We start from the raw sequence: 25698 nt of genomic DNA, 5'->3' as shown, positions 1-25698 counted from the left end.
TTTAAAGGGTTTCTATTTATTAAATTTTAGAGCTTGTAATTTAAATTGATAAATACATGATAAAGTAGTGTGCCGCTCTGATGTTCCGACGAACATATTTTTATAGCAGAGTTTTCAAAGCCAAAGTCTTTGCAAACATCTTTAGCACTACCTTTAATTTCGTGTCCAAGAGGGAAGGAGGTGCTTGGTAGTATTTTTTCTACGTAATGTTGCCAATGTTTTTGAAATCCTTTCACATTTTTGCTCAGGTCGTAAATCAACATACAAAATGAATTACGATTATGATGATAATTAAAAACTTTTTTTAGATGATCTTTTGCGGTTTTAGAATCTCGATATATAAATGCTTCACATACCATAAATGTGCGTTTGAACTGATTCATTATTGGAAGATCTCTTTCTCCAGGCTGTTTTCCACCAGTACCAGAAAATGCCGCTCTTGACTGTGGGCCTACCTGCCAGCCCCACGGATTAATCCTGGCATCTAATGCAAGCTCGATTAGATCGTTGTATTTATCTTCACTGGCAATTTCTGAAATTGACATTATCTTATCAAGTAATTTGTCGGCTGCCAAAATTATTTCTTTTACCATAAACTCGCTAAGATCTACACGGCCATTCAAATTTTCAGGAAATATTCTAATCAGTTTTCCTGGTTCGCTCATGAAAATCCTGTTGTAGTAATGCTTCAGTTCTTCAACATTGTCAATAGTCGTAATACTCTTTTCCAGGTCAATTACAAATTGTAAATCCAGAATATCGCTAAACTGATGATATGTTTTCGCAGCACTGATTATTTGTAACGCTTCGGATACCTTGTTTTGAGTTAATAAACTGTCCACAAGTATTTCAAGAATTGTTGGCCTCATTCGATCTGGCAGATCCAAATTTCTATACGTTTCATGCAAAGCTTCATGTTCACCGGTTTTACACAAGATGGTCATTATGCTTTCAGATATTTTTGGATTTAACGAACCCATTGCATCCGTTTCAAATTCTTTTGCAGCTTCTTTCCATTCTTCCAATGCCTCTTGGTAGAGATTGTTGTCTTTTGCAGAAATTGCAAGGTTTATTTTGGCAACCATTCTATTCAGCGCAAAAGAAGGATAGCTAGGGTATTGATTTAAAAGAGAATTGAAAATACTGTGAGAATCAGCAGGCTTGGAAAGAATATATAGCAGACCTTTATAAAATTTCTTGTAGTCTTTAATCTGTAATTCCTTTTGTCCATGGAAACTCACTTTCGGTTCTATTACTGCATCGATAAGCTGTTCCGATTTTTTAAAATATGCCACAAGTAGCTCTGCTTTATAAAGAACCAAATTATAGGTCGGGTCTTCTCTTGATGTCATTATACGTTGTTTCCAGAACACAATTGCCTGTTCAATTTGTGTAATTAATTCTGGATATTTGCTAAGATTTGAAACTGTATTCTGGACTTCTGGAATCCAATTGTAAGTTTCAAGAAAGGACTGGACATCTAGTTCTTTTATCTTATCCAGAAGGTTTTGTTTTACACCTTCAGATTTTACATGTTCCAATAATGTAAGCAGTTTATTAATATCTCCGGACTCGCTTATGACATTAATAACAGCATCCTTTTCAGAAAACCAGTTAATAGCTCTGGCAATTTGTGGAAAAAGGGCCTCAATGTCGGTTGTTTGATATTGCCATTCTTTATTATAGCTAAATAAATCAATTCTGCCTTGTTTCGGCAGATCCTTTATATGCATTCTGAGTAAATCAATTAGCTGCTTTTCTATTTTATTCTTAATGCTTTTTAATTGATCTTTTTGAAAACTATAAGGTATAACAGGGAGAAGTAGTTTTCGAAGAACTTGCAATAAAACACCAATATGTGTTCTTAGTTTGTCAGCACTAAAGCTGTTTTTTTTATGATATTTGTCGGGTGTTCTTTCAATGGCAATTCGTGGTGATAAGAACATGTTTAAGTTTCCCTGAGTATTGATTAAATAGATAGGATATATCCAATCTATAAACTGAAGTCGTTCAATTTTTTCGCTCCAAAGTGGTATTCCTATTTCCTCCTTTCCTTCGAATTGATTGAACTTATTAATCTCGGTTACTTCTATACTCTCTAAGTAGCGGTTTAAAAATTCGCTAGTCAACCGATCAGCTGAATCTTTTATAAGAAACTTCTGGCTATTGTACTTCCAATAAGTTGATGCCCGAAGAAGCCAGCTCATTGCATCCCATTGTATAATAGGAAATTGTACAGTGCCGTTAAAATAGAGTGGCTTGGATGAATAATTAATAATAGCAGCTGAAAGATCTTCATATAATGTTGGTAATAAAAACTCATCCTGAGTGTGCATATGTTGATTCGGATAGAGCTTGTAATTTTCTATTAATCCAAGAACAACTGACTCTTTTTTGTCATGATTTTCTTTTGTTTCAATTTCTAATTTCTTATTGCTTCGATTGTAAGGGATTTCATATTTATTCTTATTGAGGCTTCGGTATAATTGAAAAATCATTTTTGCTGCAGCTTGTGATTCTTCCACGGAAAGACTGTGTAGCAACAGTGATGTCGATTTATTCCAAAGCTCTAAATTCAAAACAGATTTCTGTTCCCGGAACAAATTAATATCGTCTAGAAAAATAAAGGAAAGTGTTTTTAATCCAGGTTCAATAATTAAGTATGGTATTACTTCTGGCCTGTAAAGGATAATGAATCGGGTAATTTCCCAAACTAAATATGGTTTTGAGTTGCTTGCATGCAACAATGAAATCAATCGATGAAAATGCGTTACAGTTCTAATGGCTGAATCTGTTGTTACTTCATTATTGGATTCACTATCGTAGTTAACAAGAGTGTAAACAAGGAAGGCCAATGTTTTCCGGGACCCTTGGTTATATAAATAAGTTCTGTTAGCTTTTTCTTCCCACGTATTAAAACTTGTCAGCAACTCAAAGATATCGCTGCCATTGAGTGTAAATTCGCCGGATTTGATAGTTGTTTCAATACTTTGCAACGTACTATGGCCAGCCCATTCATCCATACAAACTTTAGCAAACTCGTTTTCAATACCATCAATGTCCGGTTCATTAATAACAAGTTCAAAAGCCGCATTAAGAAATCGAATAGTTGATTGTCGGGTGGTAAATAACAAAGGTTGGGGCCAGCCAGGTGAAACCAGTATTTTTGAGAGCCAGATACTTAATAGTTGTTTGTCATCAACGCCATGATTTTTGCTGAGAAGTACTTCCCAAAGTAGTCCGCTTGTTTTATCCATTAATGCCGCCCAATAGTTCGGCTCGGTATTCCTGAAATTAATACCCCAAAAATTACCCATGTCTTTTAATACATTCTCTTCTTTTAATCTATCTATCTAAGGGGTTAGCCTGTAAAAATTACGAAATGATGTATGAGATTTCCGCACTTCTTCCTTTTGTATTTTGAGTAAATTTTCTTCCGTTGTGTGGGTGTCAAATTCAGAAAGAAAAAGGAAATCGTTCCAGTTATCTATATACTGTTTAAAGTAAATTTCGAAATCGGAGTATTCAATTATATCGTCTTCAATTTTAGTCCATCGGTTTAAATAAATTCCTTCAGGGTTTAATTTTATTTTCCTTTCCGACTCAAATTTTCGAGCCGCTTGGTCTATGATATTCTTTTCCTGTTTTCTTCTGTCCCCTTTTTTTTTCTTTTGAAATTGAAGCCAAAAATCTAGCTCGTTTTTATAGGCTTTAATATTATTGAAATTGAAAAGGAGAGAGCGAATACCCTCCGATATTTTCACGTAGCCTAAAACATTTCTAAGCCAAAACTTATTGAATAGTTCCGACTCATTAATGTTAAGGTTATTGATTGCTTCAAAATCTTTCTTTATCGTTGCAAATTGATCATAGGTTTTTAAATTAACAGGAGCTGTCGACTTATCAATAATTTCAGCAAAAAATCTTGCAGCTTCCCAAGATAAATCTGCTTCATTGGCCGCTATTTCCTTATTTCTCTTTATTTGTTTCTCTGTTATTTGGAGTAAAAAAGTTTTAAGCTCGTTTATTGAATCTGATAAATTAGTATTCATGCGTTTTGGGGAATATTTGATATTTAGAACATTTGCTTTTGGCTATTTAGATTCTGCAACAGATTTTTTATTCCATCTTCTTTGCGGTTTTAAAAAGAAGAGAAAATTAACTGTTTAATTTAGTAATATCAATCTGATTAAGGTAAGGCCGCAACATGACAGATTCCACGGAAGTAAATGTTTTTATAGCCAGCCTTGCATATTCTTCCTTATGAATAATTTCATCAACATAAAAATCGTGCAGTTTGTATAAGTGATACCGGTGTTCTTTATCTTCCCTTACTGCAAGCTCTACAGCATTGTTGAAGATTTCGAGCATTTGCTCTTCATATTCGAGTTTATGAAATTTAGCAGGAGTCATAGATTAGCAATTTTCAGAAAATTACAAATTGAAAAAGGAATATAAAAAGGGGCAACAAAGTATATTCGATTTGATACGATAATATACGCTTTTGATTTGTGCCAAAGAAGGTGCAGTATCTGTTTAAAGATATAATCTCATTACATTCATTTATCCGTTCGTATCGTTGTAACGCCTATAGAATGTCTCAGAATTTTGAAAATATGCGACATTTAAAGATCATCCTTTTCAAGTCTTGTAGATAATGTAACCTGCAACGCTACCTCCTTAGGAGGTCGTAATGTTCTTGGGACTGTGTGAAAAAAATAAATTTGGCTACCGGGTTACCACCATTTTGCCTTTCTCTTCTTGTTATTAAGTTTTGTTTTCAATAACTATATCTTCAAATACCAATTGTCCGTTTGTTTTTACAAAGCTTACAATGTAATTAACTGCTTTATTTGCAGGACTGGAAGGTAAATATGGATCTACCACTTTTACTATTCTGGTTTGTAAAACGGTATCATTGGGATGATGCTCCCAGCCGTCCTTTAGTTGATGTGAACCCTGCTCAGCTAACTGTTCCAGGCTTAAATGTTCATTAGCTACCCTGAATTTACCATTGAGCCATTTTAATTCTTTTATGAGGTCAGAAAAGTCAGGAGACTCACTATAGATCATATTGGCCTGCATAAATTCATAGTCCCGTCTGTATAATTCTATTAAATCTGGAGAAGGTATGAATGTTAAACCTTCAACAGTCAGTCCTTTATAATCAATTACTCGTATATAACCAGCCCGGTGTTGTAACAGATTTTTGAAAAGTTCCCTGTCGTTTAATGCATCCTGCAATACTGCTGTTTTCATCATTACAATCAGGTCGTACAAATGCCTTGACATACGATCTCCCTGGAGTTTTGACAATGCAGGATTTGCAAATTTTTCATGCAGTAAAAGCACTTTCTCAATGAACGTTTTCCGTGGTACAACAGTTCTCACCAAAAAAGGAGTTTCTGCATACGCTCGATTTGGAAAATATTCATTGAGCAGAGATTGTATCTGAATTATTTCAAATGGTTCGGCAAGCGACCGTACACTGAATTCAATTTTTACTGCATCAGCCAGGTAGGGGTTGGGTTGGTAGAGTGACGGATAATGAACATAAAGCGTTTGCGGGTCTTTATCTGGTATATTCTGCTTTACTTCTTCAACTATTATTTCTAAAATACCAGCAGGTACTCCTAAAGAAAGGAAGGATTGTTGTAATGCGTCTTTAATAGCTGTGCTGGTATATGCACAGCCTTCCCGCTTCAATTGCTTTACGTAAGAATGGGTGGGATTGTTTACATAGTCTCTGCCAAAAGCATTTGGATGAAGCGCAATATCAATATCTTCGGAAAAACGTGGTATTAATTTCCAGCCTTTGCTTAATGAGGTACCTCCTTTGAACATAAAATGCCCGGCCATTGCTGTTTGAAAAAGAGCTTTTAATACCAATGTTACCCACCAGTCTTTTTCAATTGCCTTAACATTTATACCGGTCACTCGCTGTACCTGATCCAATGTTTCCCTTCGTTGATCATCTGTTAGCTTCAACCATCCTGTCATAGTCTTTCTCGTTTAATAGTTTCACAATATAATCGTTCAACCGAGCAGGCGCCAATGCAAGATCGTGTTTTAACTTACTGGGATTTTCTTTCATCAACAGGCTCTTAATTTTTGCGACAGTTTGCGGTTGTACATTTTCTAAATCAAGTTCTTCAAGTGCCTGTAATACCAATCCGCTTATCCGGCCCTCCATAGCCAGTTTTTTACTGGTGGTGGCTTTAAATACAACGGTCATTTTTCCGATTTTTAATTTCCTGGGTGAACCATTAGTGATATATACTAACCTCATTGGCACTTGTGTGCTTAGCCCCAGTTTATTCAGTGCGGAAGCTCCCGAAGGTTTTATTAATATTTTTTCCTTTTGGGCAATGGCTTCAGCTATTTTTTCTGCTCCCGGATGTAATTCGCCTAATAATGGGTCGGTTTTAGGAACATAGTATATGCCGTGGGCGACCCTCTTAAGTTTCCCTTCCTTAACTAAACGGGATAAGGCCATTTTTATGGCTCCCTCTGTTCCCAGACCCCGGAAATCAGTCGGGAAGAGGATGGAGCCCTTCTTAACCTTTGATAAATAGTTGTTTATGGATGTGTGTGTATTGCTCATTTGTTACAAATTTATAAATATTTGTAACATTTTAAATTGTTTTTTGTTACATTTTTGGAAAAAAGTGTAACATCTATACGATCCAAGGTGCTGGTTGTGAGTATATGTACACACAAACAGCAGCTTCAAAAAAGTCTATTTTTCTGAGTTGATATTTAAGTGTCGCGGATTCTCGCAGCTTCGATACAAGTAATAAGATTCCGGCTCTAGTAAACTATTCCTTCATTCTTCCAAAGCCCCGCAGCGTGAGTTTTGTTTTTCTCTCTAACAAGTGCAAGTACAATTCAAGTCGTTGCCAGAGCTATAGTTCTGTTGATGCTGTTTGTTAACGTTCTGGTTTGTAATTTTTTTGGAATGGGTTTAATTCCCACTTTCATTAGTAGTGCCGTTTTTATGGTTTGGTCTCAAAGGTTTTGAATACAATACAATTCTAAAACATATAAAATGAAGCGGCTGAGATACCGATAAGCTGAAAAGCTTTAGCAAAAACACCTCAGGCTCTTGTGTTAAATGTTGCTGATAAAACCGCACCCTTTTTTATTTTCTGTCTTGCAGAAAAAATGCAGAAACAGGGGTATTGCTGATAACCGGCACCTGTTGTTTGGTAAACACATGGCCATCTAACAGAAGGTTGCCTTGTTGATTGACCTGTATGCTGAGTGGCCGTTGCCGCCTACCCATGTACAGCACTATTTTACTTGAATCCTGGAAGCAGAGGTATTTTGTTTTACTAAGTTTGGATTTATTAAACAGGGCACGGAAATGTAAGCTTGCTGAGTGACCATGAATAATAATTGACTCCTCCAATAGTGGGGTATGGGCACTATCTGTAAAAATATACTTCCCATCATGCAAACCGGGTGTTAATTGTTTACAACTGATTAGTGTAACTATAAGTAGAAGCGGAAAAAAACAGTGTTTCATATATGCCTGCAGTTTGGTTAGGTAATGGTAGCTGCTGCCTGTTTTAAATTTACTATTTTCTTTTTCAGAGAAAGAAGTAAGTACGCAATAGAATGGAATTAGGAAAAGGGTGTTTTCACCCTAAGAAAAAGAACATTCTTAAAAGATATTTAATATGTATTTCAGCAGGCCTGTTTATCATTCTACCCTTTCACCTTAAGAAAGCTATTTACACACCGCTAACCATAATCTGGTAGCTCTGCATGCTTTTGCTATTAAGCAAGTAAACATGCATGCCTGCTTCATGTGGTATCTTTTTTACACTTAAAAATTTAATTATGGCAAGTTTAATAGACAAAATTGTAAATGCTTCCGACGAAAAAGTGCAGGAGCGGCTTCAGCTTTTACTGGCCACTGCCAGGGGAAAGCTTGGAGAATTTGAACTCGAACTACAAGAGATGTTCAGGAATCCTGCGGCACAGGAAAATGTTCAGATTATCGGGAACCGTGCCTTTGAGCAATACAAAATTTACAGCGTCAATATTTCGCAAACACCCGCCGGCGCTATTAGAGAAGTGCTGGATAAATTTTTTCAGGGAACTGAAGAAGGGGTTAAGAGCGGAATACTTGGTCTTGTAGAAATAGGACTCAACACCGTGCTCGGTAACCGGATTGCCGGCGAAGTGGAACAGTCGATGTTTTTTATTATTCCCGACAAGCTTAATTTGATAAGGGTAGATGTGCGGGTCTGGAGATATAACTTTACCTCAACTGATATCATTGATACAGTTGAAAATGCTTTCTGCTACATTTTTACAAAGTCAATAATTGACCATAAAAAACTTTCGCCAGATGAGCTTATTTACTTTATCTCCCGTATTTCCGGAGGCAATTTCGACGAAGCGCTTAAGTTAATAGACAACCTGAAGATACTTGTAGAAAAACTTACAGAGCTGTATAAAATATTACAGAGTATGGATACCGATATTATGCAGCAGAAGCTTCTTGATGAGCATCCTACATGGGCACAGCGTATGCACAGTGCGGCAACCTTCAAAAAGCAGGATGCCGTTGCTGCAGCTGAAGCACCCAAACAGGAACAATAATTTATTCATTCCTAAAATCATCATGTATGTATACGATCTATTGTATTGAACTTGCTGACCCTGTTGTTGAAACTGCATACGCAGCTTTACAAAACGATACCCAGGTAGTATTGCCACCAACAAATGGTAACTATGTGCTTGTTACCGGAAACAGTAGCCAGGTTTTTGGTGATGGTAATCCAACGAAAAATATTGCTGTGATACTCGGACATGGTTCGCCCAACGGGGTAAGCGGGCAAAAAACATATTTGTTATATGCTGCGCGTTTACACAGTAGCCCCGCAAACCCTTCATCAATTTATGTTGTTTCGTGTGACACGGCAGCCGAGGGATCCTTGTTTGCCTATGGAAACTTTGCAAATTCGGTAAAGACCGCCTTTCCCGAGGCAACCGTTTGGGCTTCGGAAACCGGAGTTGATGCAGACACGTTTGAAGGTGATTGGGTTCAGGTGTAAGAGTAGCAGTAATTAAGGAAGGAGTTATTAGTTTGTGAGCCCCGAATTTATTCGGGGTTTTTTGTTGCCTGGTAGTTTTTTGTTTATACGGATTCTTCAACGTACAAACCGGTTAATTATGATTACAATGGTTGGGATGTTTTGGATAAAATGGATAAAATAGATAGATTTACTGGTTCTGCCTGTTAAGAGGACTCAATAATAAAGCAAATCTTACAGGGAAGGTTGAATCAGATTGTGTGATTAGGATTTGAAGGCCAGATACGCTTTGTCTATACTTTATAGTGGCGGTAACCAGGCATGTGTCTATTTTTAAAATAGCTATACAGTTAATTAAATAAATCCCGAATTGGCTATACACGCTGAACGAGTAATCTTACAAAAGCAATACAGGGAGGAGAACCATTTTAAATACAGTGAGGATATTATAAATTTGGAACCAGGTGTTATTTCAGACTTCTTCATACAATAATGTTTGATGTAGTAGAATTGTTACTTGTTTTTTCCAAACTCAGCTTCGATAAGTTTAATCAGTTCTGAAAGCTCCTCTTTTGTAAATGATACTTGATCTTGGGTCGCAATAAGATATTTCGAATCTGACGGATTGTAAGTTTCAACACTTTCAACACCCGTAAGCGGATCAAACATTACAGCTTTTTCTAATTGCGATTTATCGAATTGAAAATTCAATTCCTCTGTTTGATTTCTTGTTTTTAACGGAGAACTTAAATCATAAGAATAACAAGACGGACTAATTTCATTTAAATCAGTACCATACAAAAAATAGGGAGGGGCTATAGGGAGAAGAATCGGTTGATTTATAAATTTAAAATCATCCCGGTGGAGGAGAACAGGAAAACTAATAACTAAATTATGAAAGTAAAATGATGCCATGTATGTAGGTAGAATATCCGACTGCTCCTTTTTTCTAAAAATATAAACATGAAGCGGCATCTTAACACTTAAAGGGAAGCGAAACACATTTATATGAGCTCCACTAAGGACCTTTTCTCCACGAAGGAAGGAGAGGGCGGCTTGATATTCGGATACTACCACATCGTTAGGAAGAACTGATAGAGCACATTTTAAAAATAGTTTATAAACATTTGCAGGTGTATAGGTAGGTTTTTGATAAGCGAACTGTGTTAAATCTTCTATTTCTAAACGATTTGCTTTGTCTGGTTTAATTATCAGTATGTTTTTGTTTTTGAAAATGATCGATCTTGTTTCTAAATTGATACCAGCAAAACCGGGAGGCTTCTTATTTTCCTGCATACCTACAAGTGATCTTCCAACACCTAAAAAATAAGCCAGATCAGTTTCAAGCAGGCTGAATTTATTATTACATGAATCACATTCAAAGGTTGAATACAGATCGGTGTTGCCAATCATTTTTGAAATTAAATGCGCTGCATTTGCGAAAGAAACTTCTGGATAACTTTTATTACAGAAAATGCAATGCCTGCCATCCTGCTTCCTTGTTTTAGCTCTTGCGAAAAGAGAATCGCTAAGAAAAACAAAATCAATCATTTGATATTTTTCTTCAAATAATTCAGCCCATGAACTAAATTCTTTGTGAACAAACCAACCTGGATTCTCTTCCATATCAATTTATAAATTCTATGTTAAACAATGAGTTTAGACAGAAGGAATTCTTTTAATAGTAAATGTCATGTTGTACCCCTGATCCTTATTAACAAAATGCTCTTTTTTCAAATACAACTTTTTGTTTTCTAATTGTATTTCCCAATTTCTCTGCGCAACTATTTCTTCAAGAACAATGTTTGCGATATCCAAGTTCAATGCATTCTTGCATAATATGTTAACAGAATCTATAAACTCCGCTATTGCCAATCCATCAAGTTTTACGTTATGAACTTTTAGATTTAAAGTGAGTTTGTTAGCAACATCCTCATTCCCTTCCACGTAATAGGCAATATTGCTGGGAGGTATATTATCATCCACATTTGTATAATTTGAACAGGCCATCCATTCTGTTTCTACATAAGTTGGATGATAGAAGCCTGTAGGAAGATTTTTAGTCTCTAAAAACTTCAAAGCTGCATAAGGTGACCATCCTTTATTGATTTCGATAAGAGGCGGGTGCTTTTCCCTGCGTTTCATAGCTTTCACTAGTTCAATACTTTCATTGATATCGTTTTTAGAACTTATTCGTCGGAGAAAAAGAATTTTTTGCCAACGATAAAGGTCTGTTTTGTTTACATGAAAGTGGATCAGCGCTTTACATCTTGCATAGCGAAGTAAATTCCGGCTCTTTATTTTTTTTTCCAGTCCTGCGAATAGATCGTTATGAGTAACATGTATGGAAAGTACATATAGCATTGGCAAAAACAAAATTGATAATAAGGCCGGCATCAGAAAATCAGTAAGCGTCCCTTTATTAGCGAAACTCTTAAAATCTGTAGTTATTTTGAACAGCGTATGGCAAATCAGTAAAAGGCCTGCCAACATTATCAGCTTTTGTAGAACCTTTGCAATTTGATGAAATTCGTTTTTTTGTTTTGCAACAACGTTCATTCCGCCTATCAAAACTGCAACCGGAAGTAATATAAGCTCGACAGCTAAGCTGAAACTGTAAATGCCAAGCAAGAATTGTAAACCAGCAGTTATGCTTAAAACATCTTTTAGTGTTTCCTTTAAATAATTGCTTTTATTTTTATCGGTAGTATGGAATAAAGAAACTGCCCCGACAGTTAGAAACCAAAGTACAGTATTTTTTAACTGGCTTAAATTCCACAATCGGATTTCGGACAAAAAATATGTTATAACAATAGTATAAATCAGGATAGCAAGGAAGAGTGTAGTCAACTTGCTCCAAAAGATCATTCTCAATAAGCCGCCGATTGATCTCAATCCTATGTTTTTAAATAGGAGATATATAATGAGCACGAACGCCCATATTAAAAAGGCTAGTTCTCTGTTACTGATTGATTCAATGATGCTTTTCATTCAATAATATCGCTTTACTTTCTTTAATTAGCTTACTGTCAGTGCAGTTGAAGCTATTCAAAAATAATTCGACTCAAGTATCTTAGTCGTTGAGATCACATTTAATTATTTATGTTAGCGAAGTATAGGTGTATACTGAACAAGCACTATGGATAGAATGCTTTGTCAAACTATACGGAACAGTATTTTGCACGATATTGTTTTTTAAAATCATCATCCTGACAAATACAATCCCGATGAGTAACTTTTAACAATGGTTCATTCATATACCTAGTGATTGGTTTAAGGAGATTAATTCTTGTTAATGCACTGATTTCAGAGGTCCTTATTCCTGTAATTTTTAATACTAGTTCCGAAGCGAGCAGTATTCCCGCCAATGCAGATTGAAATGCCATCGGTGTTTCTGTTAGCTGATTTTTTGCATTTGTTGTAATGAGTCCACCGCACAAGACCTTACTATAGAACTGCGAAATTGGCAATCCTATAAATGGTTTTAATGTTTCAAAATCTATTTCCTTGGCGACAGCAATGGTCTTTATCCAACTTTCATCCAACGAACTATCATTATGTATCAATGTTCTAATTTCTAATTCTCGATGTAACAAACCAAGTGAACCGGCAATAAGTTGAGCTCGGGTCAACCCGCCACTTTTTGCAGGATATAAGCATGATATGCAGGCGTCCTTTAAAAAGTCGTTATGTCGGGAAATACCAAGATCATCGGGCTGTGTCCAGGCGTTAATAATTTGTTTAGGTAAAGAGGCTTGAGCGGCGATTCGGTCAGCTGAAGTGTCAAGCGCTAATGCGACCAATGGCAAATTCCAGTTTTGTCTAACGCTTAAAAAATCTGACCATGTCCCTTGATAAGGAATAAATACTTTGGAATTTGTAAACCTTTGATACAATGAAGTTTTTTGATGGCCTTCGTCATTTTCTGTTGTTAACACGTATCGCTGCAAGTTAGATCTCTCAACTTTTTCATGATCCACCAGATAAATAGAGCCTTCCAATTTTTGCAACCTTGAAAGTGCCCACACTGCACCATTTCCAATCGCTCCAACGCCAACTATGAATGTTTCGTTAAAAGATAATTTTAAGCCATCGATCGGGATTTTTTCCGCTGAAGTTGTAAGTTCAAAGTTTAACAATGAAAGTGAAAAATCGGTATCTAAATGCCCATTACTCAATTGATCTCCAAATACAGCTCTGAATACATTCGATACAGCAAAGCAAGCTGCGGCACCGGCACCAAAAGGGTTATTCGAGTTACCTATTGGAACAGTATTTATTGGCGAGAAATGAACTGTCCATTCCTCGGAGCCTACATAGAAACAATTCTTTTCTTTCGTAATAGGTGTTTTGCCGACAACGATTACAGCCAAAGATTCGTCTTCCGAAAACTCAATGAACCGATTGATCCTGATCGCAAGTTGTTTTAGCTCTTCAGCATAAGCGCAGGAAGCGGAGTCAAGCGGGCTTATTTTTAGTTTTGGATAGAAACGAGCCAGTAATCTAATCAACAGATCAAGTGTTGCCATACCTTCTGGGGAGGTTACCGCTTTCGTATCAAAAGCAATCTCAATTGTCACAGACATTACCCTTGTTTCAAAATCTTCTCGATTGTATCCTTGTAAAATTTGAGATGCACCCAATGCTGCCTTATCAAAGTACATTGCTAACCCCATGGCCAAAATTTAGATGGTTTTTTACTCGTTTGAAGTTGCGGCGACTCATCATCAACCAAAATGAGAAATTTTATTTTTTCTTTTTGTGTCAGTAAAGTCCAGCCAGTTTCAGCATAAAAGCGATAAAGCGCCCATTCAGAAACATTTAAACCTCCATTTCCAAAATTGGGAACCACAATCGATACTCCACCTAAAACTGTTACAATAGGGTAGTCATCATCGGTATCTGAATGATAAGCTTCGGTTGGATGGCTATGAATTTGCGCAATCAGATGCATGCCTGTATCAAATAATTCTACATTAATACGATGCAACTCTGCGCCCTCCACAACATAGAGCAAGCCCTCATTAAAACTGCCAGCATATTGCTGCGGAATAATGGTTCTTTTTATATAAAAAGAACCCTCTTGCCTTATTCCGGCAAACAAGGCTACTCCTTCTTTATGTTTTTTTCCTTGATGATACATCCAATCTAATGCAGCAACAGCACAACTTTTGGGCAGATACAGTTTTCTTATTTCAATGTATCCTTTATTCATAGTGGAGTCTTATCAATCATGAAAATAATTCCATTGTACTGAACCTGCATAGTTCCAGGAGGCAGCATGGCGATATTTACTGTCTTTGGCGTAACTCCGCTTATTGGCTCAGTGCCGTAAGTAACCAATTGGTCAATAATAAATCCCAGAGTTCCTTCTCCTTTGCCCCGACGATTTAACCAAGGATCATTTGAGTGAACGGAATGAGCATGATACTCTCTGACTCCTGGCAAACACAAAAAAGGAATATGATCCGGTTCGTGTGACTGGATCAATTCCTGTCTCGTAAAAGTGGGTGCCACCGTTACATCTGTGTTTGCTCCGGGAATCGGAATTTTCCTATGCATGTGTGTATACAGTTCTTGCTTTCTTAATTCTGCCTCGGAAATTGGATCAATGAATTTTACTGAAATAGGGTCTAAATCGTAGTTAGTAAAATCCAGTTTTACTGCAAACACAATTGATAAGGGGCGCAATCTGTATGCGCTAAAAGTTAGAACCATTGACGGGAATTCTGCCCAAACCAATGAAACTCCACGTTGGCGATGGTGTTTTTCAGCACTCTGAAATAAACTAAGTTCCTTTTCAAATTTTGCAAGAGAGACGGAGGGGTCAACAACCTGTGCTCCGACTCTAATCGGTGCACTCTGTGTATTAGTTTGCCTTTCCATATTTATTATCCTCCGGCTCCGGCTTCAAGTGTTAGAAACAATTGGTCACCGTCAACCAATCCATAACTTTCAACCGTGTTGTTCATATCTAAAACAACTCCATCCCGTGTTTTTAAAGTCCAATCAGACAACGGCCGGGACTTGTTGCCAGTACTATCAAGTGCTTTTTGTGCTATCACTTGTAATTTTTGTTTGGGATTTGCTTCCACAACAGTGGGAGTTCCACTAACGATAATGGTCAGGTTAATTTTCTTATCACCTTTGTCAGGTCTGTCATTGCCGTTACCTTGCCCGTTTTTCTCATTCGAGGGGTTTGTATTTTTTTCTTGCATTGTAAAGATTTGTTTGTTTTGCAGGCAAACTTAAAAGTGCACACCGCAACCTATTTGCGGAGCTGATATTTTTTTTTAATCTTTACTTGAAATAACCCAAAAATGCCTGACAATAAATCCTTCCATACCCGTGTTAGAATAATCAATAGTTGCCTCACTTCGGTAAAAAGGTATTGGACAAGAGAAGAATTGATTGAAACCATTTATGAAAGAACCGGAAAACGCATAGGTGTTCGAACATTTGAAGGAGATATTCATGATATGCGTTACAACACTTATTTTAATTATGATGCGCCTATTGAATTTTCGAAAGAAAAAGGTGGATATTGTTATACAGACCGGGATTATTCAATTGACAAATTACCACTTACAGAACACGATTTGCAGTCGTTAGCATTTGCAACAAGTGTTTTGGCCCAGTATAAGGGCATTACAATTTTAAACGATTTTGCCGGCACGATTGATAAACTGATAAATCTCCTTAACAGTCTTAAACAAACAGATTACGAATCGCAAGCGGCCTTCGTTGATTTCGAAAAAGCGCCATATTCGAAAGGTTCAGAACATCTGGATGTGCTGGTTAATGCAATTAAAAGCAATAGCACAATCAATTTGATTTATAAAAGGTTTGATGCCGCCGACAATAAGGCGCATCTTGTTTGTCCATATCTTCTTAAAGAATACCGTAACCGCTGGTACTTACTCGGGCATGTAAAAAAAGAAAATAAAATAAAAACATTTGCACTAGACAGGATTTCGGAAGTGCAGGCCGTTTCAAAAGAACCTTTTATAAACGCCAAGGACTTTTCGGCTGAATTGTATTTTAAGAATACAATAGGCGTGACATACCATGATATTAAACCGGTTGATGTTGTATTGTCATTTTCCCCAATGCAAGGAAATTATATTAAAACGCAGCATTTACATCAAACGCAGGAAATACTTACGGATAGCAATAAAGAGTTTAGGATTAAAATTAATGTGGTTCCTAATTACGAGCTGATATCGACTATTTTAAGTTATGGTGCTGAAGTAAAAGTTGTGAGCCCTCCGAGTATAAAAAATAAAATAAAAAAGATGGCTGAGGATACCTTAAAGCTTTATAACTCTTAAATTTTTCTAATGTCTCCATTTCTTTCAAAGTCAGACTTCAAAATTGCCCAAAGCTGTGCAGCAAAACTGTATTTTAAGAAAAACGGATTTCCGACATCCAAAGAAGATAATGAATACCTATTAATGCTAGCCGATGGTGGATATATGATTGGCACAATGGCACAACTTCTTTTTGAGGGAGGATTTGAAATAAAAACAGATAACGGTACTGAGTTTGCCATCAAGGAAACTGAACAATACCTGGAACAGGAAACTGTAACGTTGTTTGAGCCTGCTATTGAAATAGATCATATGCTGGTGAGGGTGGATATTTTGCAGAAGGAAAAAAATGTCATAAGATTGATTGAAGTGAAGTCAAAATCTTTTGACAGCATAGAGTTTCTGGCAGCTTCCCAAAATAACAAAAAGTATTTTGAACTGGCGGAATGGAAGGAATATATTGAGGATATCGCTTTTCAAAAACATGTACTCCAAAAAAAGTTTCCCGGGGCCAAGATTGAGGCATACTTAATGATGCCTGACAAGGCAAAAACCACGCCTATTGAAGGTTTGATAGACTGGTTTCAACTACAAAGTACAGAAACAGTTGGAAAAACGAAATTCAGAAAAACAGAGGTTGTATTTAGTGGCAACGTTGACGAACTCAGAAAGGGGCATATACTTGAAATGGTGAACGTAGATGTATATGTCGATAAGATAATGACTATGATAGCAGGAAATGCTCAGATTTATTTAAAAGCTCTGCAAACGAATACCAAAATTGACGTACCAATTGAAACTTCTTGTAGCAAATGTGAATTTACCGAAACAAATACTGACTTTGCTACAAGTGGCTTTCAGCAGTGCTGGGGAAGGCTTGCGGATGTGAAACCTCATCTCTTTGAGCTTGCACAGCTGGGTAATTTTAATCGTTCAAAAGAAAAATATATCGACACCCTGATAAAGCAAGGCAAAGTAAATTTGAACGACATGCCGCTTGAGGCAATTGAAAATAAATATAGCAACAGGCCGTATTACCAGATAACAAAAAAACATGAGTTTCTTTTAAATGAGATTACAGAAGAAATAAAATCAATTCGATACCCGTTATTCTTCATTGATTTTGAAACATCACAAATGGCAATACCTTACCATGCCGGTATGCGGCCTTACGGTAAAGTTGTTTTTCAATGGAGTTGCCATGTAATTGAAAGAGAAGGTCAGGAACCGAAACACCACGAATGGCTGAATACGGTTGATAAGTATCCTAACTTTGAATTTGCAAAGGCTCTTAGAAACCTATTAGGGGAGAGGGGAACGATAATGATATGGAGCCCTTATGAAAATACAATTTTGAAGGATATAAGTAGCAGCTTTGAAACAATGGATTTTAGTGATGTAGAATTAAAGGCCTGGCTTCAAAGAACTATCCGATATTCAAAAGAAGAGGACAGCAGAATTATAGATCTGCATGAGCTTGCAAAAAGATACTATTTTCATCCAAAAATGGGCGGGAGAACGTCTATTAAAGTAACCCTTCCTGCGGTACTGGCGGCAAGCAAGTCGGAAAAGATAAAGAAGTATCTAGTTGAAATGGGGTTGTATAGAGTGACCGAAAACAACGAAATAATTGACCCGTATAAACAGCTGCCAAAGTTAGAACTCGATGGTGAAGTGCTCGATGTAAGCAATGGCACCGATGCTATGATGGCATACCAGGAAATGTTGTATGGTAAAAGCAAAGCTAATACAAGCATAAAATCGGTTTACGAAAATATGCTCCTGCAATATTGTAAGCTGGACACTCTTGCAATGGTAATTGTGTGGGAACATTGGATTTCGTTTTTGAAACAACGTGCGGCCTAAACAACAATGTTAAAAAGTCCTAGTTCGCTAGTGTTCAAACTTTCTCGCCAGCGATTCAAGTAATTCAAATGTACTATTTTGTTTTCGCCCACTTAATGATTATGTCTTCCAGAATATCAGCATTAGTAAATTGAACCCGAATTCCTTTGTAAAAGTACTCCCTTTCTTCTTTGGGCAATTTCGAAGCTGCTATCAGATAAGCTCTTTTTGTCCAAGTATCAAATCTATTGTAGTTTTCCTTTAGACTCTTTATCCAACTTGAAGAGTGATAGTTCATACTTGCAAATAAGATTTTCCGTTTAATATTTTCAGTTGAACTTGAAAATGAATCCACAAGTGCCGCAATATGATTCAAGTTCGAGTTGAAAACAAAAAGATTGTAAAGTGCGATTTTATAGAACTCATTCGAGTCAACAATTTCATCTTCTAGTAAATCTAGAATGTACCCTCCGATCGCCTTCCAATCAGAAGAGTAATTTTCTGCGCAGGAATTTATGTAGAGACAGACGTCATTTAGAGCTGGAATTAGCTTGTCAAAGTTTTCAATAGAAAAATCAACTACATGAGGTACTCCTATTTGTGAGAGACGTCTATAAATCCATCTGATTTTTTCAAAATTTGGGGAGTCGGTATTTAGATATGATTCTAATAACTGGATTATATTTGTCTCCGAAATCTTCTCTAGATGCTCGTCGCTGATATCGGATAACTTTATTTTGGTATATGCATCCCCGTCTGAATAAGTCTTAATAACTTCTAAGATTTCCTCTTCTGTTGAATTGGTTGTTTCTTCGAGAAGGTTTTGCTTACATAGTGAAATAAATTCTTCTGATGACAATATTCGGGTTTTTTGTTTTTGAAGAATTAGCCTTTGTTCTTTATCTAAAATTTCTGCTGCCTGATTTAGTGCAATTCTTGCCTCTTTTTCGCTTTGGCAAAAAATAACAATATCGTCAACATATCTTTTAAAAGTTATATCTAATAAACTTAAGTAGTCATCAAACGGTATTAATGACATTTCAGCCAATAAATGTGAACAATGCGGACCAATTGGTATTCCTTTTGAGCTCCTTTGAGTTATAGAAATAATAAGTTCTTTTAGACTCTTAATTATTGGATTCGGGAATCCACAAACGCCCAATTGATTTTCGATCGTGTGCAAATTTATTTGATTATAGAAATCAGAAATATCACACATTACGATATGCGAAAATGCTTCAGCCTTGGTTTTATTCGATTGCCAAAATTTTTCCCATGCATTTTTGTTTGCATAGAGAGTGCCATCTGACAATGGATTGAAACGATAACTAAATACGGTGTCTTCTCCAATTGGTCTTCTTTTGTTTTCAATTAAGTTTCCATATTCATAAATTATTGCTCCAAAAAAAATACTGTCTATCAAATCAAGTTGAGTGGCATTCCTAAATGATAAATTGTCCTTCGGAATCAAAAACCTTCTTGCTGCCTTCCATTTATAACCGCCTAGATCAACATTTTTGCATAGTTCGATTGTATCATTCTGAAGTTCTTTGATAATAGACAATTCGTATGGACGTGGAAATAAATCATTATCACTTTCTTTAAAAATGTGTTTTATTGCCCATTCCAATGATGACTCAGCTAGTTTCATTATTTTTTTTTAATTATTAGTATCGTAAAATGTTTTACAATGATCAGATAGACACAACCTTTTATCAAATCAAAAGTGAGTCGCCATGAAAAGTAACTTAATAGGTATTTCAAAATCCCGTTCCATTTATTATTAAAGACAGTCAGTGAATTAAACCTCCGAATGAATTTTGGCATTTTTTTTCAAAAAGTAGATTACCCGAATAGCGAGCTTTTGCCAAGCAGAGTATTTCTCTTCAGGGATGTAGCTTGCCACTTTCTTTTTCCATTCTTCTAAATACTGTATGGGACTTGCCGTAACCTGAATTTCTGCATACCACTGAGGGAAATGGGTTAGAATAGCTAACATCATTTCATTTAAATGTTCAAAACTTTTACTTTCTAGTTTTTGAGTCTCCTGATCAAGCTTATACTTCGATAATTGCTGCTTACCCGAGTGTACCAAGCCACTTCGATCGTTGTAAACCTCAATAGCCGCATTTAGATACTTTTGCCGATCTGCAACAGGAATATTTGATAGCACCACCATTATGTTTGCTAGCTTTTTCTTTTTTTCGTCCCGGGTTGAGAACATCATTAAGGTTTCTTCCGCAATCAATATGTTCAGAATTTTAAAAGAAATTTCATTAAATGGAGGGCTTTGCCCATCGATTGAAAAGTTGAAGAACCTTAGTGCCCTAAAGTAAGTGGATTGCAAGTTGTCTAAAGATTTACTTTCAAATATGGAAATTATTTGTTTCAAAATAAGCTGGTTCGAGGGCTTCAATAAGAAACTCAAATCAAACGGGACATTAATGCTATTCATAAGTGGTGCGTGTTGGTAGTTTGCCCAGCTGCCAATAGCAAAAAAATGTTCAGCCTTAAGCCAGATTGTATGTCGGTTAACTTTTTCTTGATTAAATGCCGCTAATAGTCTTAAGAAGATGTTGTAATTTTTTATGAGGTATAAAAACTGACTAGTTAATTCGATAAACTGTCCTTTTGTTTGTATGATTAAAAGCGGACAAGATAGAAAACCAGGTGCACGATGATCTGTAATCTGGGCAACTGCTTTTCTAATTCTAATATCGGGAATAGCAGTAAGCTGGCTTACTTCCTTAATAAAGTCTGAAATTGGAAGTGTTGGTGGGGTGACAGCATTCCCATCAGTAATTGTCTTAATTATGCTAATATTTTCTATAGTTACACTTTTTTTAATGTAGGCTCCTTTTAGGGGTACAACAATAATAACGGTTTCAATATTTAATTGCAGATAGGTACTAATATCGCCTATTAAGTTGGATATGTAGATGTCATCTTTTCGATTGCGAATTTGTTCTTTCAGGCCTCTTTCAAAGTAGTCATTAAATAAGTCGAAACTCCAAACGTCATCATAATAATTCTGTGCAGCATTAAGCATTGGTTGGTTAGGAGGATCATCAAAACTCAGCTCATTCAATCCCTTGGCAGCAAGATACCCCAACAAAGTACCAATCCTTGATTGTAAGTTTTTTAGCATGAATGGGAATCGCGGGTGGTATTTGGAATAATTTTAGTATCGTTTTAATTGTTTTTTTATTGAGTGCACAACTGCATAGGAAGCCTTCTTGTTTTTCTCAATAGTATCAATGAAACTCTGAAGGGATTTTACATAAGTAGGGAACAATCCAATCGCATTGTTCCAATAAATGTCCGCCTTGGGAGTGTCGTTCGCATTATTTGCGTTGTTGTGTAAATCCATCCAAAAATTTATTTCATTATCTATGGATTTAATTTCTGCTAAAGATTTGAGAAGGCTTTCTATGTCATTTTCATTCCATTTATCATTGTCGTCCAGGTCAAAGTATAAGTGGATAGCATTTATGCTCGAGTATTTGTCGCTTGATAGTTCTGCCAATCTTTGGCTTGTGTTGTTTATTACTTCTAGTATTATCTCCACGTCATAGTCATTTTCATCAAGCTCGTTAATTGCTTTTATCAGCACTTCGAATGACTTCTTCATCTCCGTAACTCTGTTGAGATATGTCCAGTAAAAAGCAATTGCATTTTCGGCTTTCTCTAGCTTTTTTAAATAGGTTATTTTTTTTAGTTCCCGATTGAAATCTTGCTGTTTATTAAAAACGTTAATTGCCTCTTTGATGATTAACGTCGCCAAAGAACCACTAAGTAGTCCGACTAATGTATTAATATCTATCATTGTAGAGTTTTGGCAAGGTTTGTAGTAAAAGCACAAATATGCGAAAGTCTGCCATCTGGCCTTAGTTTCTAAATTAGTTCTTCTTTATGTTCAAGGATTTCTTCGATCCTTGATACATATGCATTTTTTTTTGAAGTGATATCATTCAACCCAATTGGAGAAGAGAAACCTTTACGAACATTTATTTCTAGATCGGTATAAAAACTTACAAGGGTATTTAATGCCGATAATTGTGCAGAGATTTTTAAATTTTCTGCTTGCTTCTTTAATGCTTTCTCAGAATTTTCTTGAGCCGTGGCCGTGCGTTTTAGTTCTTCTCTAGTGTCTCTTAATTCTTTTCTTTGCAATGACAGTTCTTTTCGTTGAAGAAGAATAGTCAAAATAATGCCAGCTAAAGCAAGGCCTGAAAACAGTGCGTTGATAGACCCGAACATGTCACCAAAGGCGCTCTTTTTCGCATCGTCCCAGTCCTTTAGAAATAAGATTGTTGCAGCCCAAAGGCCAACTATAACGATGCCTGTCACAAATGCGGTGATCGCAAATGAAGTATTATTTTCTTTTAAATCGTCTTGTGTATTAGTACCCATAAACTTTAGTTTGGCAAGTTTATAAAATGGGAAATTACTCGACTGTTAGCAGCCATTTTGTATTACTTTGATTGGGATGTGCATTTGCAGAAATTTATTTCTTTTTTTCTGAAGGCTTTTTTGTTGTTGGTTTCGGCGCAACAATAGTTCGCCCTTCTGTCAATGGCTTTTTCTTTGGTGTGACCTTACTTTTTTCTTTGCTCATATTTACTTCTTTGTTGTATCTGATGTTGTCGTTGATGTTTGCGTACTTTCCGTATTTTGGCCTGAAGAGTCTGATGAAGTGTTGTTCGAATTGCTCGTCGTGCCGCTGTTGCCTGTTGCAGGAATTGTTATTGTTCTGCCTTTTTCAATGTAGTCTGAATCCTTTGTGCCGAAATCTTTGTCGTTTGTCATTTTAATTGAGTTTATTGAACAAAATATAACTAATAAAATCAAACCTAGTGTGAGACCGAAAGTTGTGCTCCAATTAATTCTTCTGATGATTCTATTTCGTGATTTAATATTGGTAAGCATTTTGGGATTACTCTCATCGTACTCATTAATAGTGTTTTCGTGAAATAAACTTGATAATTGATGAGAAATCAAATTTGTCAATAGCGTCAAAACAAGGACTGACCAAGAAAAAATAAGAATCCATATTGAATTGGACTTATTCAGAGTGACTATCTTTTCAATGAACGTCATTGATAATACTAACGTTCCTGCAGCGATGTAGGTTATGTTTTTTTCATAGTCATCGTCACTCTTGTCCTTTATGTTGGCAAGCAATTCTCTTTCTTTTTCCAGTTGTGTACTCATAAAGATCTCCCAAACAGGTTCATTTGCGAAACCCAATATAAAAAAAATCTTCAACCAAGAAGCCATGTTTCTACCGAATTGATCGTAATCCACAACGTGTGTATAAATCAGTTTGCAGATTACCAAAGAGAGTAGTAGCTTACATTTAGATCTTTTTAGAGGGTCTCCTTGTTTGAGCGCTCAAATGAGGATGTCGATGAGTTTACTGTTAATTTCATCGAAATACTGGCAGGGCAACATGGTTTGTACCGTGGGGAACTGCAAAAAAAATTCGGGGGTCTCGGTAGGGTAAGAATGCAGCCTTCCAGCAAAGCACTTAAACTACCGAGACCTCCTTATTTGTATACGATTTTCTTGTAAACCGAAGATGTATCGATATCAGATTCTTCTTCCTCTTTTCCCATGCCTTTAGTAGTGATAGCCCCAATTTGAATTCTCGATATTCCTTTTCCCTACCCACAGTGCTGAAAAAATAAAAAGTAAGAGGCTACTTGGTGGACCTCGATTTATTTTTTGGTTTGCTTCTTTTGTTTTGAATTGTCATCTCAGCTAATTCTCTGTCAGTAACGCTGTCATAAATTGTAAAGAACTCGGTGGGGGATATTTTGAAACCTTCAATAATTGCAGCAACTGTTGTATGCTGAGGATCTTTTTTGCCGGAAGTTTTTTTTTGAATTATTGAATATTCAATCTCAGATGCTGCCACCAACTTCCTTAAGCTCGTAACGAGGTTAAGGTTATCCTTGGTTTTGTTTCCTGAGAGTTATAGAATATTTTTTTAGTTATTTAAACGAAGAAAGCTTTTAGTTCTGTGTAGTCGGCTTTATAATTCTTCTGTTTCAGATATTTCAAAAGCGCTTCAAGCAAACTTATTTCAGATGAGCCTTTTTTTCTTAAGTCCTTGAATAATCTTTTAAATCTATCATCGTCTTTGCTCGTAACAGTCTTTGCTTGCTTTTTAAAAGCATCGAAATTGTCAGGAAGCCCATAATTGCTAGGAGATACCCCCGCTTCTTGCATACAATCAAAAAGGAAGCGCTCCATAGCAGGAGATATTTGGATAATATAATGGTGTTTATCCTTATTGTTGTGTTTATGCAGTATTAATCCTTTTGACTTTGCTATTTCTGAGAACTCTTTTAAGTAGTCCACTTCTTTTTTATCCTTGTCAATAATGCCAACAGCGAAACTATCTTTGAATTTCTCTTTCATCACTTTCGTGACGGTGCCGCATCCTTTTTGATGGTTGTATTGTTTTTGTGGAGGTGTAAGTGTTTCAGCTAAATTGGTGTCAACATAGCATTCAGGAATAATTGCATGGTCCATCAAACAAAGCTTTCATTATTCGTAAATAAATCTATTCCGTTTTGGTAGATCTCATGAAGTTCATCGCCTGATAGTTTTCTTACTTTGGTTTCATGATTCTCATAGTGAACCACAAATACAGACAGGTCTTTACGGCCGTTTTCGAGCAGATCGTTTAGAATAAAAGGACTATGCGTGGCTACGAAATACTGGTTATCTTTTTTGAATATCATTTCCTGAGTTAAATGGGACATGTATGGAGGAAATGAATGCGCTTCCGGTTCTTCAAATAATAAAACGCTATGATTGTTTGAAACAATAGCGGCTTTGTAGAAAATAATTCGCTGTAGTGTATCAGCAATGGAATTGTATGGAATGAGGAAGATATCTTTGTTTTTATCAGACTGAATAATTTTAATTGTCTGGCTTCCTTTGTCAAAAGCAACTTCCAAGTTATATTCTTTAAATAGTTTATAAACTTCTTGCTTCAATTCATCGTAATTCTCAATAATACTGAGTAGATTAAAGCCAAAGGGAGGAACAAGGTATTTAGCGTGAGATCGCTTGTATTTAACGTCCGTTTTAAATACATATTTTTTTACTGGAGCCTCAAAAAAGTCATTCTTGAAACCTCCTTTTACAACCAGTTTATCATCGACTTTATAAAGGAAAGAGTTTCCCCAAAAGTCAAGTTCAATTTTCAGGCCCTCCTTAGGATGGTAGCCAAATCTGCAGCGTCCTAGGTTGGTGGTAACACTAGCATCAAGTTCAGTATTGCCATTGTAGAATAATTCACTCTCAGTTTCCAACCTAATTAAATTAGATAGCTTTTTTGAAGAGTTTTCCCGAAGATATGGAATTGAATAAAGCGATAAAGCTTCAATAAGATTCGATTTGCCCACATTTGGCCTTCCAATAAACAGGTTAATTCGATTTATGTTATCAATCTCTAGATGCTAGATTGATTTAAAGTTGTC

Annotated in this window: 23 protein-coding genes; 4 read left to right on the top strand and 19 right to left on the bottom strand. The window is 36.2% G+C overall.

The features are described 5' to 3' along the window. Positions 1–26: 26 nt before the first annotated feature. The 6 genes from IQ13_RS20715 to IQ13_RS20690 form a co-directional block, all read right to left on the bottom strand. On the bottom strand, positions 27–3317 hold the full coding sequence (locus tag IQ13_RS20715) for a hypothetical protein (RefSeq protein ID WP_144888660.1): 3291 nt from the start codon (positions 3315–3317) through the stop codon (positions 27–29). Positions 3318–3353: 36 nt separating this feature from the next. Further along, a complete protein-coding gene (locus tag IQ13_RS20710; RefSeq protein ID WP_144888659.1) occupies positions 3354–4052 on the bottom strand; it encodes a hypothetical protein in 699 nt (232 codons plus the stop codon). A 106-nt stretch (positions 4053–4158) separates the two neighbouring features. After that, positions 4159–4413, bottom strand: coding sequence for a hypothetical protein (locus IQ13_RS20705; protein ID WP_144888658.1), 255 nt, complete (start codon positions 4411–4413; stop codon positions 4159–4161). Positions 4414–4767: 354 nt separating this feature from the next. Continuing rightward, complete coding sequence (locus IQ13_RS20700) at positions 4768–6000, bottom strand: nucleotidyl transferase AbiEii/AbiGii toxin family protein (protein ID WP_144888657.1); 1233 nt, start codon at positions 5998–6000, stop codon at positions 4768–4770. Further along, a complete protein-coding gene (locus tag IQ13_RS20695; RefSeq protein ID WP_199758329.1) occupies positions 5972–6604 on the bottom strand; it encodes a DUF6088 family protein in 633 nt (210 codons plus the stop codon). The genes IQ13_RS20700 and IQ13_RS20695 overlap by 29 nt, the downstream gene beginning before the upstream one ends. A 537-nt stretch (positions 6605–7141) precedes the next feature. Continuing rightward, positions 7142–7528, bottom strand: coding sequence for a hypothetical protein (locus IQ13_RS20690; protein WP_144888656.1), 387 nt, complete (start codon positions 7526–7528; stop codon positions 7142–7144). A 317-nt stretch (positions 7529–7845) separates the two neighbouring features. Here IQ13_RS20690 and IQ13_RS20685 point away from each other — a divergent pair, with 317 nt between their 5' ends. After that, a complete protein-coding gene (locus IQ13_RS20685) occupies positions 7846–8613 on the top strand; it encodes a hypothetical protein (RefSeq protein WP_144888655.1) in 768 nt (255 codons plus the stop codon). Positions 8614–8639: 26 nt separating this feature from the next. Further along, positions 8640–9068, top strand: a complete 429-nt coding sequence (locus IQ13_RS20680; protein WP_144888654.1) for a hypothetical protein — start codon at positions 8640–8642, stop codon at positions 9066–9068. A 492-nt stretch (positions 9069–9560) separates the two neighbouring features. Here IQ13_RS20680 and IQ13_RS20675 read toward each other — a convergent pair whose 3' ends face one another. The 6 genes from IQ13_RS20675 to IQ13_RS20650 form a co-directional block, all read right to left on the bottom strand. After that, positions 9561–10673, bottom strand: a complete 1113-nt coding sequence (locus tag IQ13_RS20675; protein ID WP_144888653.1) for an HNH endonuclease — start codon at positions 10671–10673, stop codon at positions 9561–9563. 33 nt (positions 10674–10706) lie between these two features. Further along, a complete protein-coding gene (locus IQ13_RS20670) occupies positions 10707–11843 on the bottom strand; it encodes a hypothetical protein (RefSeq protein WP_144888652.1) in 1137 nt (378 codons plus the stop codon). Positions 11844–12208: 365 nt separating this feature from the next. After that, a complete protein-coding gene (locus IQ13_RS20665) occupies positions 12209–13723 on the bottom strand; it encodes an E2 ligase fold family C protein (RefSeq protein WP_144888651.1) in 1515 nt (504 codons plus the stop codon). Next, positions 13714–14262 (bottom strand): MPN domain-containing protein, encoded by a 549-nt coding sequence (locus IQ13_RS20660; RefSeq protein WP_144888650.1) that lies wholly within the window; start codon positions 14260–14262, stop codon positions 13714–13716. Before IQ13_RS20660 ends, IQ13_RS20665 begins: the two co-directional genes overlap by 10 nt. Beyond that, positions 14259–14933: a putative metal-binding protein gene (locus IQ13_RS20655; RefSeq protein ID WP_144888649.1), complete on the bottom strand. Its 675-nt coding sequence runs from the start codon at positions 14931–14933 to the stop codon at positions 14259–14261. Before IQ13_RS20655 ends, IQ13_RS20660 begins: the two co-directional genes overlap by 4 nt. A 5-nt stretch (positions 14934–14938) precedes the next feature. Next, positions 14939–15265 (bottom strand): DUF2604 domain-containing protein, encoded by a 327-nt coding sequence (locus IQ13_RS20650; RefSeq protein WP_144888648.1) that lies wholly within the window; start codon positions 15263–15265, stop codon positions 14939–14941. 102 nt (positions 15266–15367) lie between these two features. Here IQ13_RS20650 and IQ13_RS20645 point away from each other — a divergent pair, with 102 nt between their 5' ends. Together IQ13_RS20645 and IQ13_RS20640 are read left to right on the top strand one after the other, a co-directional pair. Continuing rightward, positions 15368–16378 carry a helix-turn-helix transcriptional regulator gene (locus IQ13_RS20645; protein ID WP_144888647.1) on the top strand — a complete coding sequence of 337 codons (1011 nt, stop codon included), beginning with the start codon at positions 15368–15370 and terminating at the stop codon, positions 16376–16378. A gap of 9 nt (positions 16379–16387) precedes the next feature. Continuing rightward, entirely contained in the window at positions 16388–18223 is a 1836-nt protein-coding gene (locus IQ13_RS20640; protein ID WP_144888646.1) for a DUF2779 domain-containing protein, read from the top strand. 73 nt (positions 18224–18296) lie between these two features. Here IQ13_RS20640 and IQ13_RS20635 read toward each other — a convergent pair whose 3' ends face one another. The 7 genes from IQ13_RS20635 to IQ13_RS20605 all read right to left on the bottom strand — a co-directional run bounded on the left by IQ13_RS20635 (position 18297) and on the right by IQ13_RS20605 (position 25623). Then, a complete protein-coding gene (locus tag IQ13_RS20635; RefSeq protein ID WP_144888645.1) occupies positions 18297–19853 on the bottom strand; it encodes an RNA-directed DNA polymerase in 1557 nt (518 codons plus the stop codon). A 150-nt stretch (positions 19854–20003) separates the two neighbouring features. Then, positions 20004–21350, bottom strand: coding sequence for a hypothetical protein (locus IQ13_RS20630; protein WP_144888644.1), 1347 nt, complete (start codon positions 21348–21350; stop codon positions 20004–20006). A 33-nt stretch (positions 21351–21383) separates the two neighbouring features. Continuing rightward, positions 21384–22028 carry a hypothetical protein gene (locus IQ13_RS20625; RefSeq protein WP_144888643.1) on the bottom strand — a complete coding sequence of 215 codons (645 nt, stop codon included), beginning with the start codon at positions 22026–22028 and terminating at the stop codon, positions 21384–21386. A gap of 68 nt (positions 22029–22096) precedes the next feature. Then, complete coding sequence (locus tag IQ13_RS20620) at positions 22097–22615, bottom strand: hypothetical protein (protein ID WP_144888642.1); 519 nt, start codon at positions 22613–22615, stop codon at positions 22097–22099. 207 nt (positions 22616–22822) lie between these two features. After that, positions 22823–23509, bottom strand: a complete 687-nt coding sequence (locus IQ13_RS20615; protein WP_144888641.1) for a hypothetical protein — start codon at positions 23507–23509, stop codon at positions 22823–22825. 693 nt (positions 23510–24202) lie between these two features. Further along, positions 24203–24742 carry a hypothetical protein gene (locus tag IQ13_RS20610; RefSeq protein WP_199758328.1) on the bottom strand — a complete coding sequence of 180 codons (540 nt, stop codon included), beginning with the start codon at positions 24740–24742 and terminating at the stop codon, positions 24203–24205. Further along, positions 24742–25623, bottom strand: a complete 882-nt coding sequence (locus IQ13_RS20605) for an AAA family ATPase (protein ID WP_158637453.1) — start codon at positions 25621–25623, stop codon at positions 24742–24744. The genes IQ13_RS20610 and IQ13_RS20605 overlap by 1 nt, the downstream gene beginning before the upstream one ends. Positions 25624–25698 lie beyond the last annotated feature (75 nt).

Origin of the sequence: Lacibacter cauensis (assembly GCF_007830055.1) — a bacterium.
GTDB classification, from domain to species: domain Bacteria; phylum Bacteroidota; class Bacteroidia; order Chitinophagales; family Chitinophagaceae; genus Lacibacter; species Lacibacter cauensis.
The sequence above is the reverse complement of the archived record's forward strand: the minus strand, read 5'-3'. Positions and strand labels throughout refer to the sequence as shown.

What these genes read in the sequence shown, in the direction of transcription:
- IQ13_RS20685 (WP_144888655.1), top strand. Translation starts at nt 7,846, where the DNA reads ATGGCAAGTTTAATAGACAAAATTGTAAATGCTTCCGACGAAAAAGTG.
- IQ13_RS20625 (WP_144888643.1), bottom strand. Translation starts at nt 22,028, where the DNA reads ATGATAGATATTAATACATTAGTCGGACTACTTAGTGGTTCTTTGGCG.
- IQ13_RS20710 (WP_144888659.1), bottom strand. Translation starts at nt 4,052, where the DNA reads ATGAATACTAATTTATCAGATTCAATAAACGAGCTTAAAACTTTTTTA.
- IQ13_RS20705 (WP_144888658.1), bottom strand. Translation starts at nt 4,413, where the DNA reads ATGACTCCTGCTAAATTTCATAAACTCGAATATGAAGAGCAAATGCTC.
- IQ13_RS20715 (WP_144888660.1), bottom strand. Translation starts at nt 3,317, where the DNA reads ATGGGTAATTTTTGGGGTATTAATTTCAGGAATACCGAGCCGAACTAT.
- IQ13_RS20680 (WP_144888654.1), top strand. Translation starts at nt 8,640, where the DNA reads ATGTATACGATCTATTGTATTGAACTTGCTGACCCTGTTGTTGAAACT.
- IQ13_RS20675 (WP_144888653.1), bottom strand. Translation starts at nt 10,673, where the DNA reads ATGGAAGAGAATCCAGGTTGGTTTGTTCACAAAGAATTTAGTTCATGG.
- IQ13_RS20620 (WP_144888642.1), bottom strand. Translation starts at nt 22,615, where the DNA reads ATGGGTACTAATACACAAGACGATTTAAAAGAAAATAATACTTCATTT.
- IQ13_RS20650 (WP_144888648.1), bottom strand. Translation starts at nt 15,265, where the DNA reads ATGCAAGAAAAAAATACAAACCCCTCGAATGAGAAAAACGGGCAAGGT.
- IQ13_RS20690 (WP_144888656.1), bottom strand. Translation starts at nt 7,528, where the DNA reads ATGAAACACTGTTTTTTTCCGCTTCTACTTATAGTTACACTAATCAGT.
- IQ13_RS20665 (WP_144888651.1), bottom strand. Translation starts at nt 13,723, where the DNA reads ATGGGGTTAGCAATGTACTTTGATAAGGCAGCATTGGGTGCATCTCAA.
- IQ13_RS20645 (WP_144888647.1), top strand. Translation starts at nt 15,368, where the DNA reads ATGCCTGACAATAAATCCTTCCATACCCGTGTTAGAATAATCAATAGT.
- IQ13_RS20630 (WP_144888644.1), bottom strand. Translation starts at nt 21,350, where the DNA reads ATGCTAAAAAACTTACAATCAAGGATTGGTACTTTGTTGGGGTATCTT.
- IQ13_RS20635 (WP_144888645.1), bottom strand. Translation starts at nt 19,853, where the DNA reads ATGAAACTAGCTGAGTCATCATTGGAATGGGCAATAAAACACATTTTT.
- IQ13_RS20640 (WP_144888646.1), top strand. Translation starts at nt 16,388, where the DNA reads ATGTCTCCATTTCTTTCAAAGTCAGACTTCAAAATTGCCCAAAGCTGT.
- IQ13_RS20655 (WP_144888649.1), bottom strand. Translation starts at nt 14,933, where the DNA reads ATGGAAAGGCAAACTAATACACAGAGTGCACCGATTAGAGTCGGAGCA.
- IQ13_RS20695 (WP_199758329.1), bottom strand. Translation starts at nt 6,604, where the DNA reads ATGAGCAATACACACACATCCATAAACAACTATTTATCAAAGGTTAAG.
- IQ13_RS20700 (WP_144888657.1), bottom strand. Translation starts at nt 6,000, where the DNA reads ATGACAGGATGGTTGAAGCTAACAGATGATCAACGAAGGGAAACATTG.
- IQ13_RS20660 (WP_144888650.1), bottom strand. Translation starts at nt 14,262, where the DNA reads ATGAATAAAGGATACATTGAAATAAGAAAACTGTATCTGCCCAAAAGT.
- IQ13_RS20610 (WP_199758328.1), bottom strand. Translation starts at nt 24,742, where the DNA reads ATGGACCATGCAATTATTCCTGAATGCTATGTTGACACCAATTTAGCT.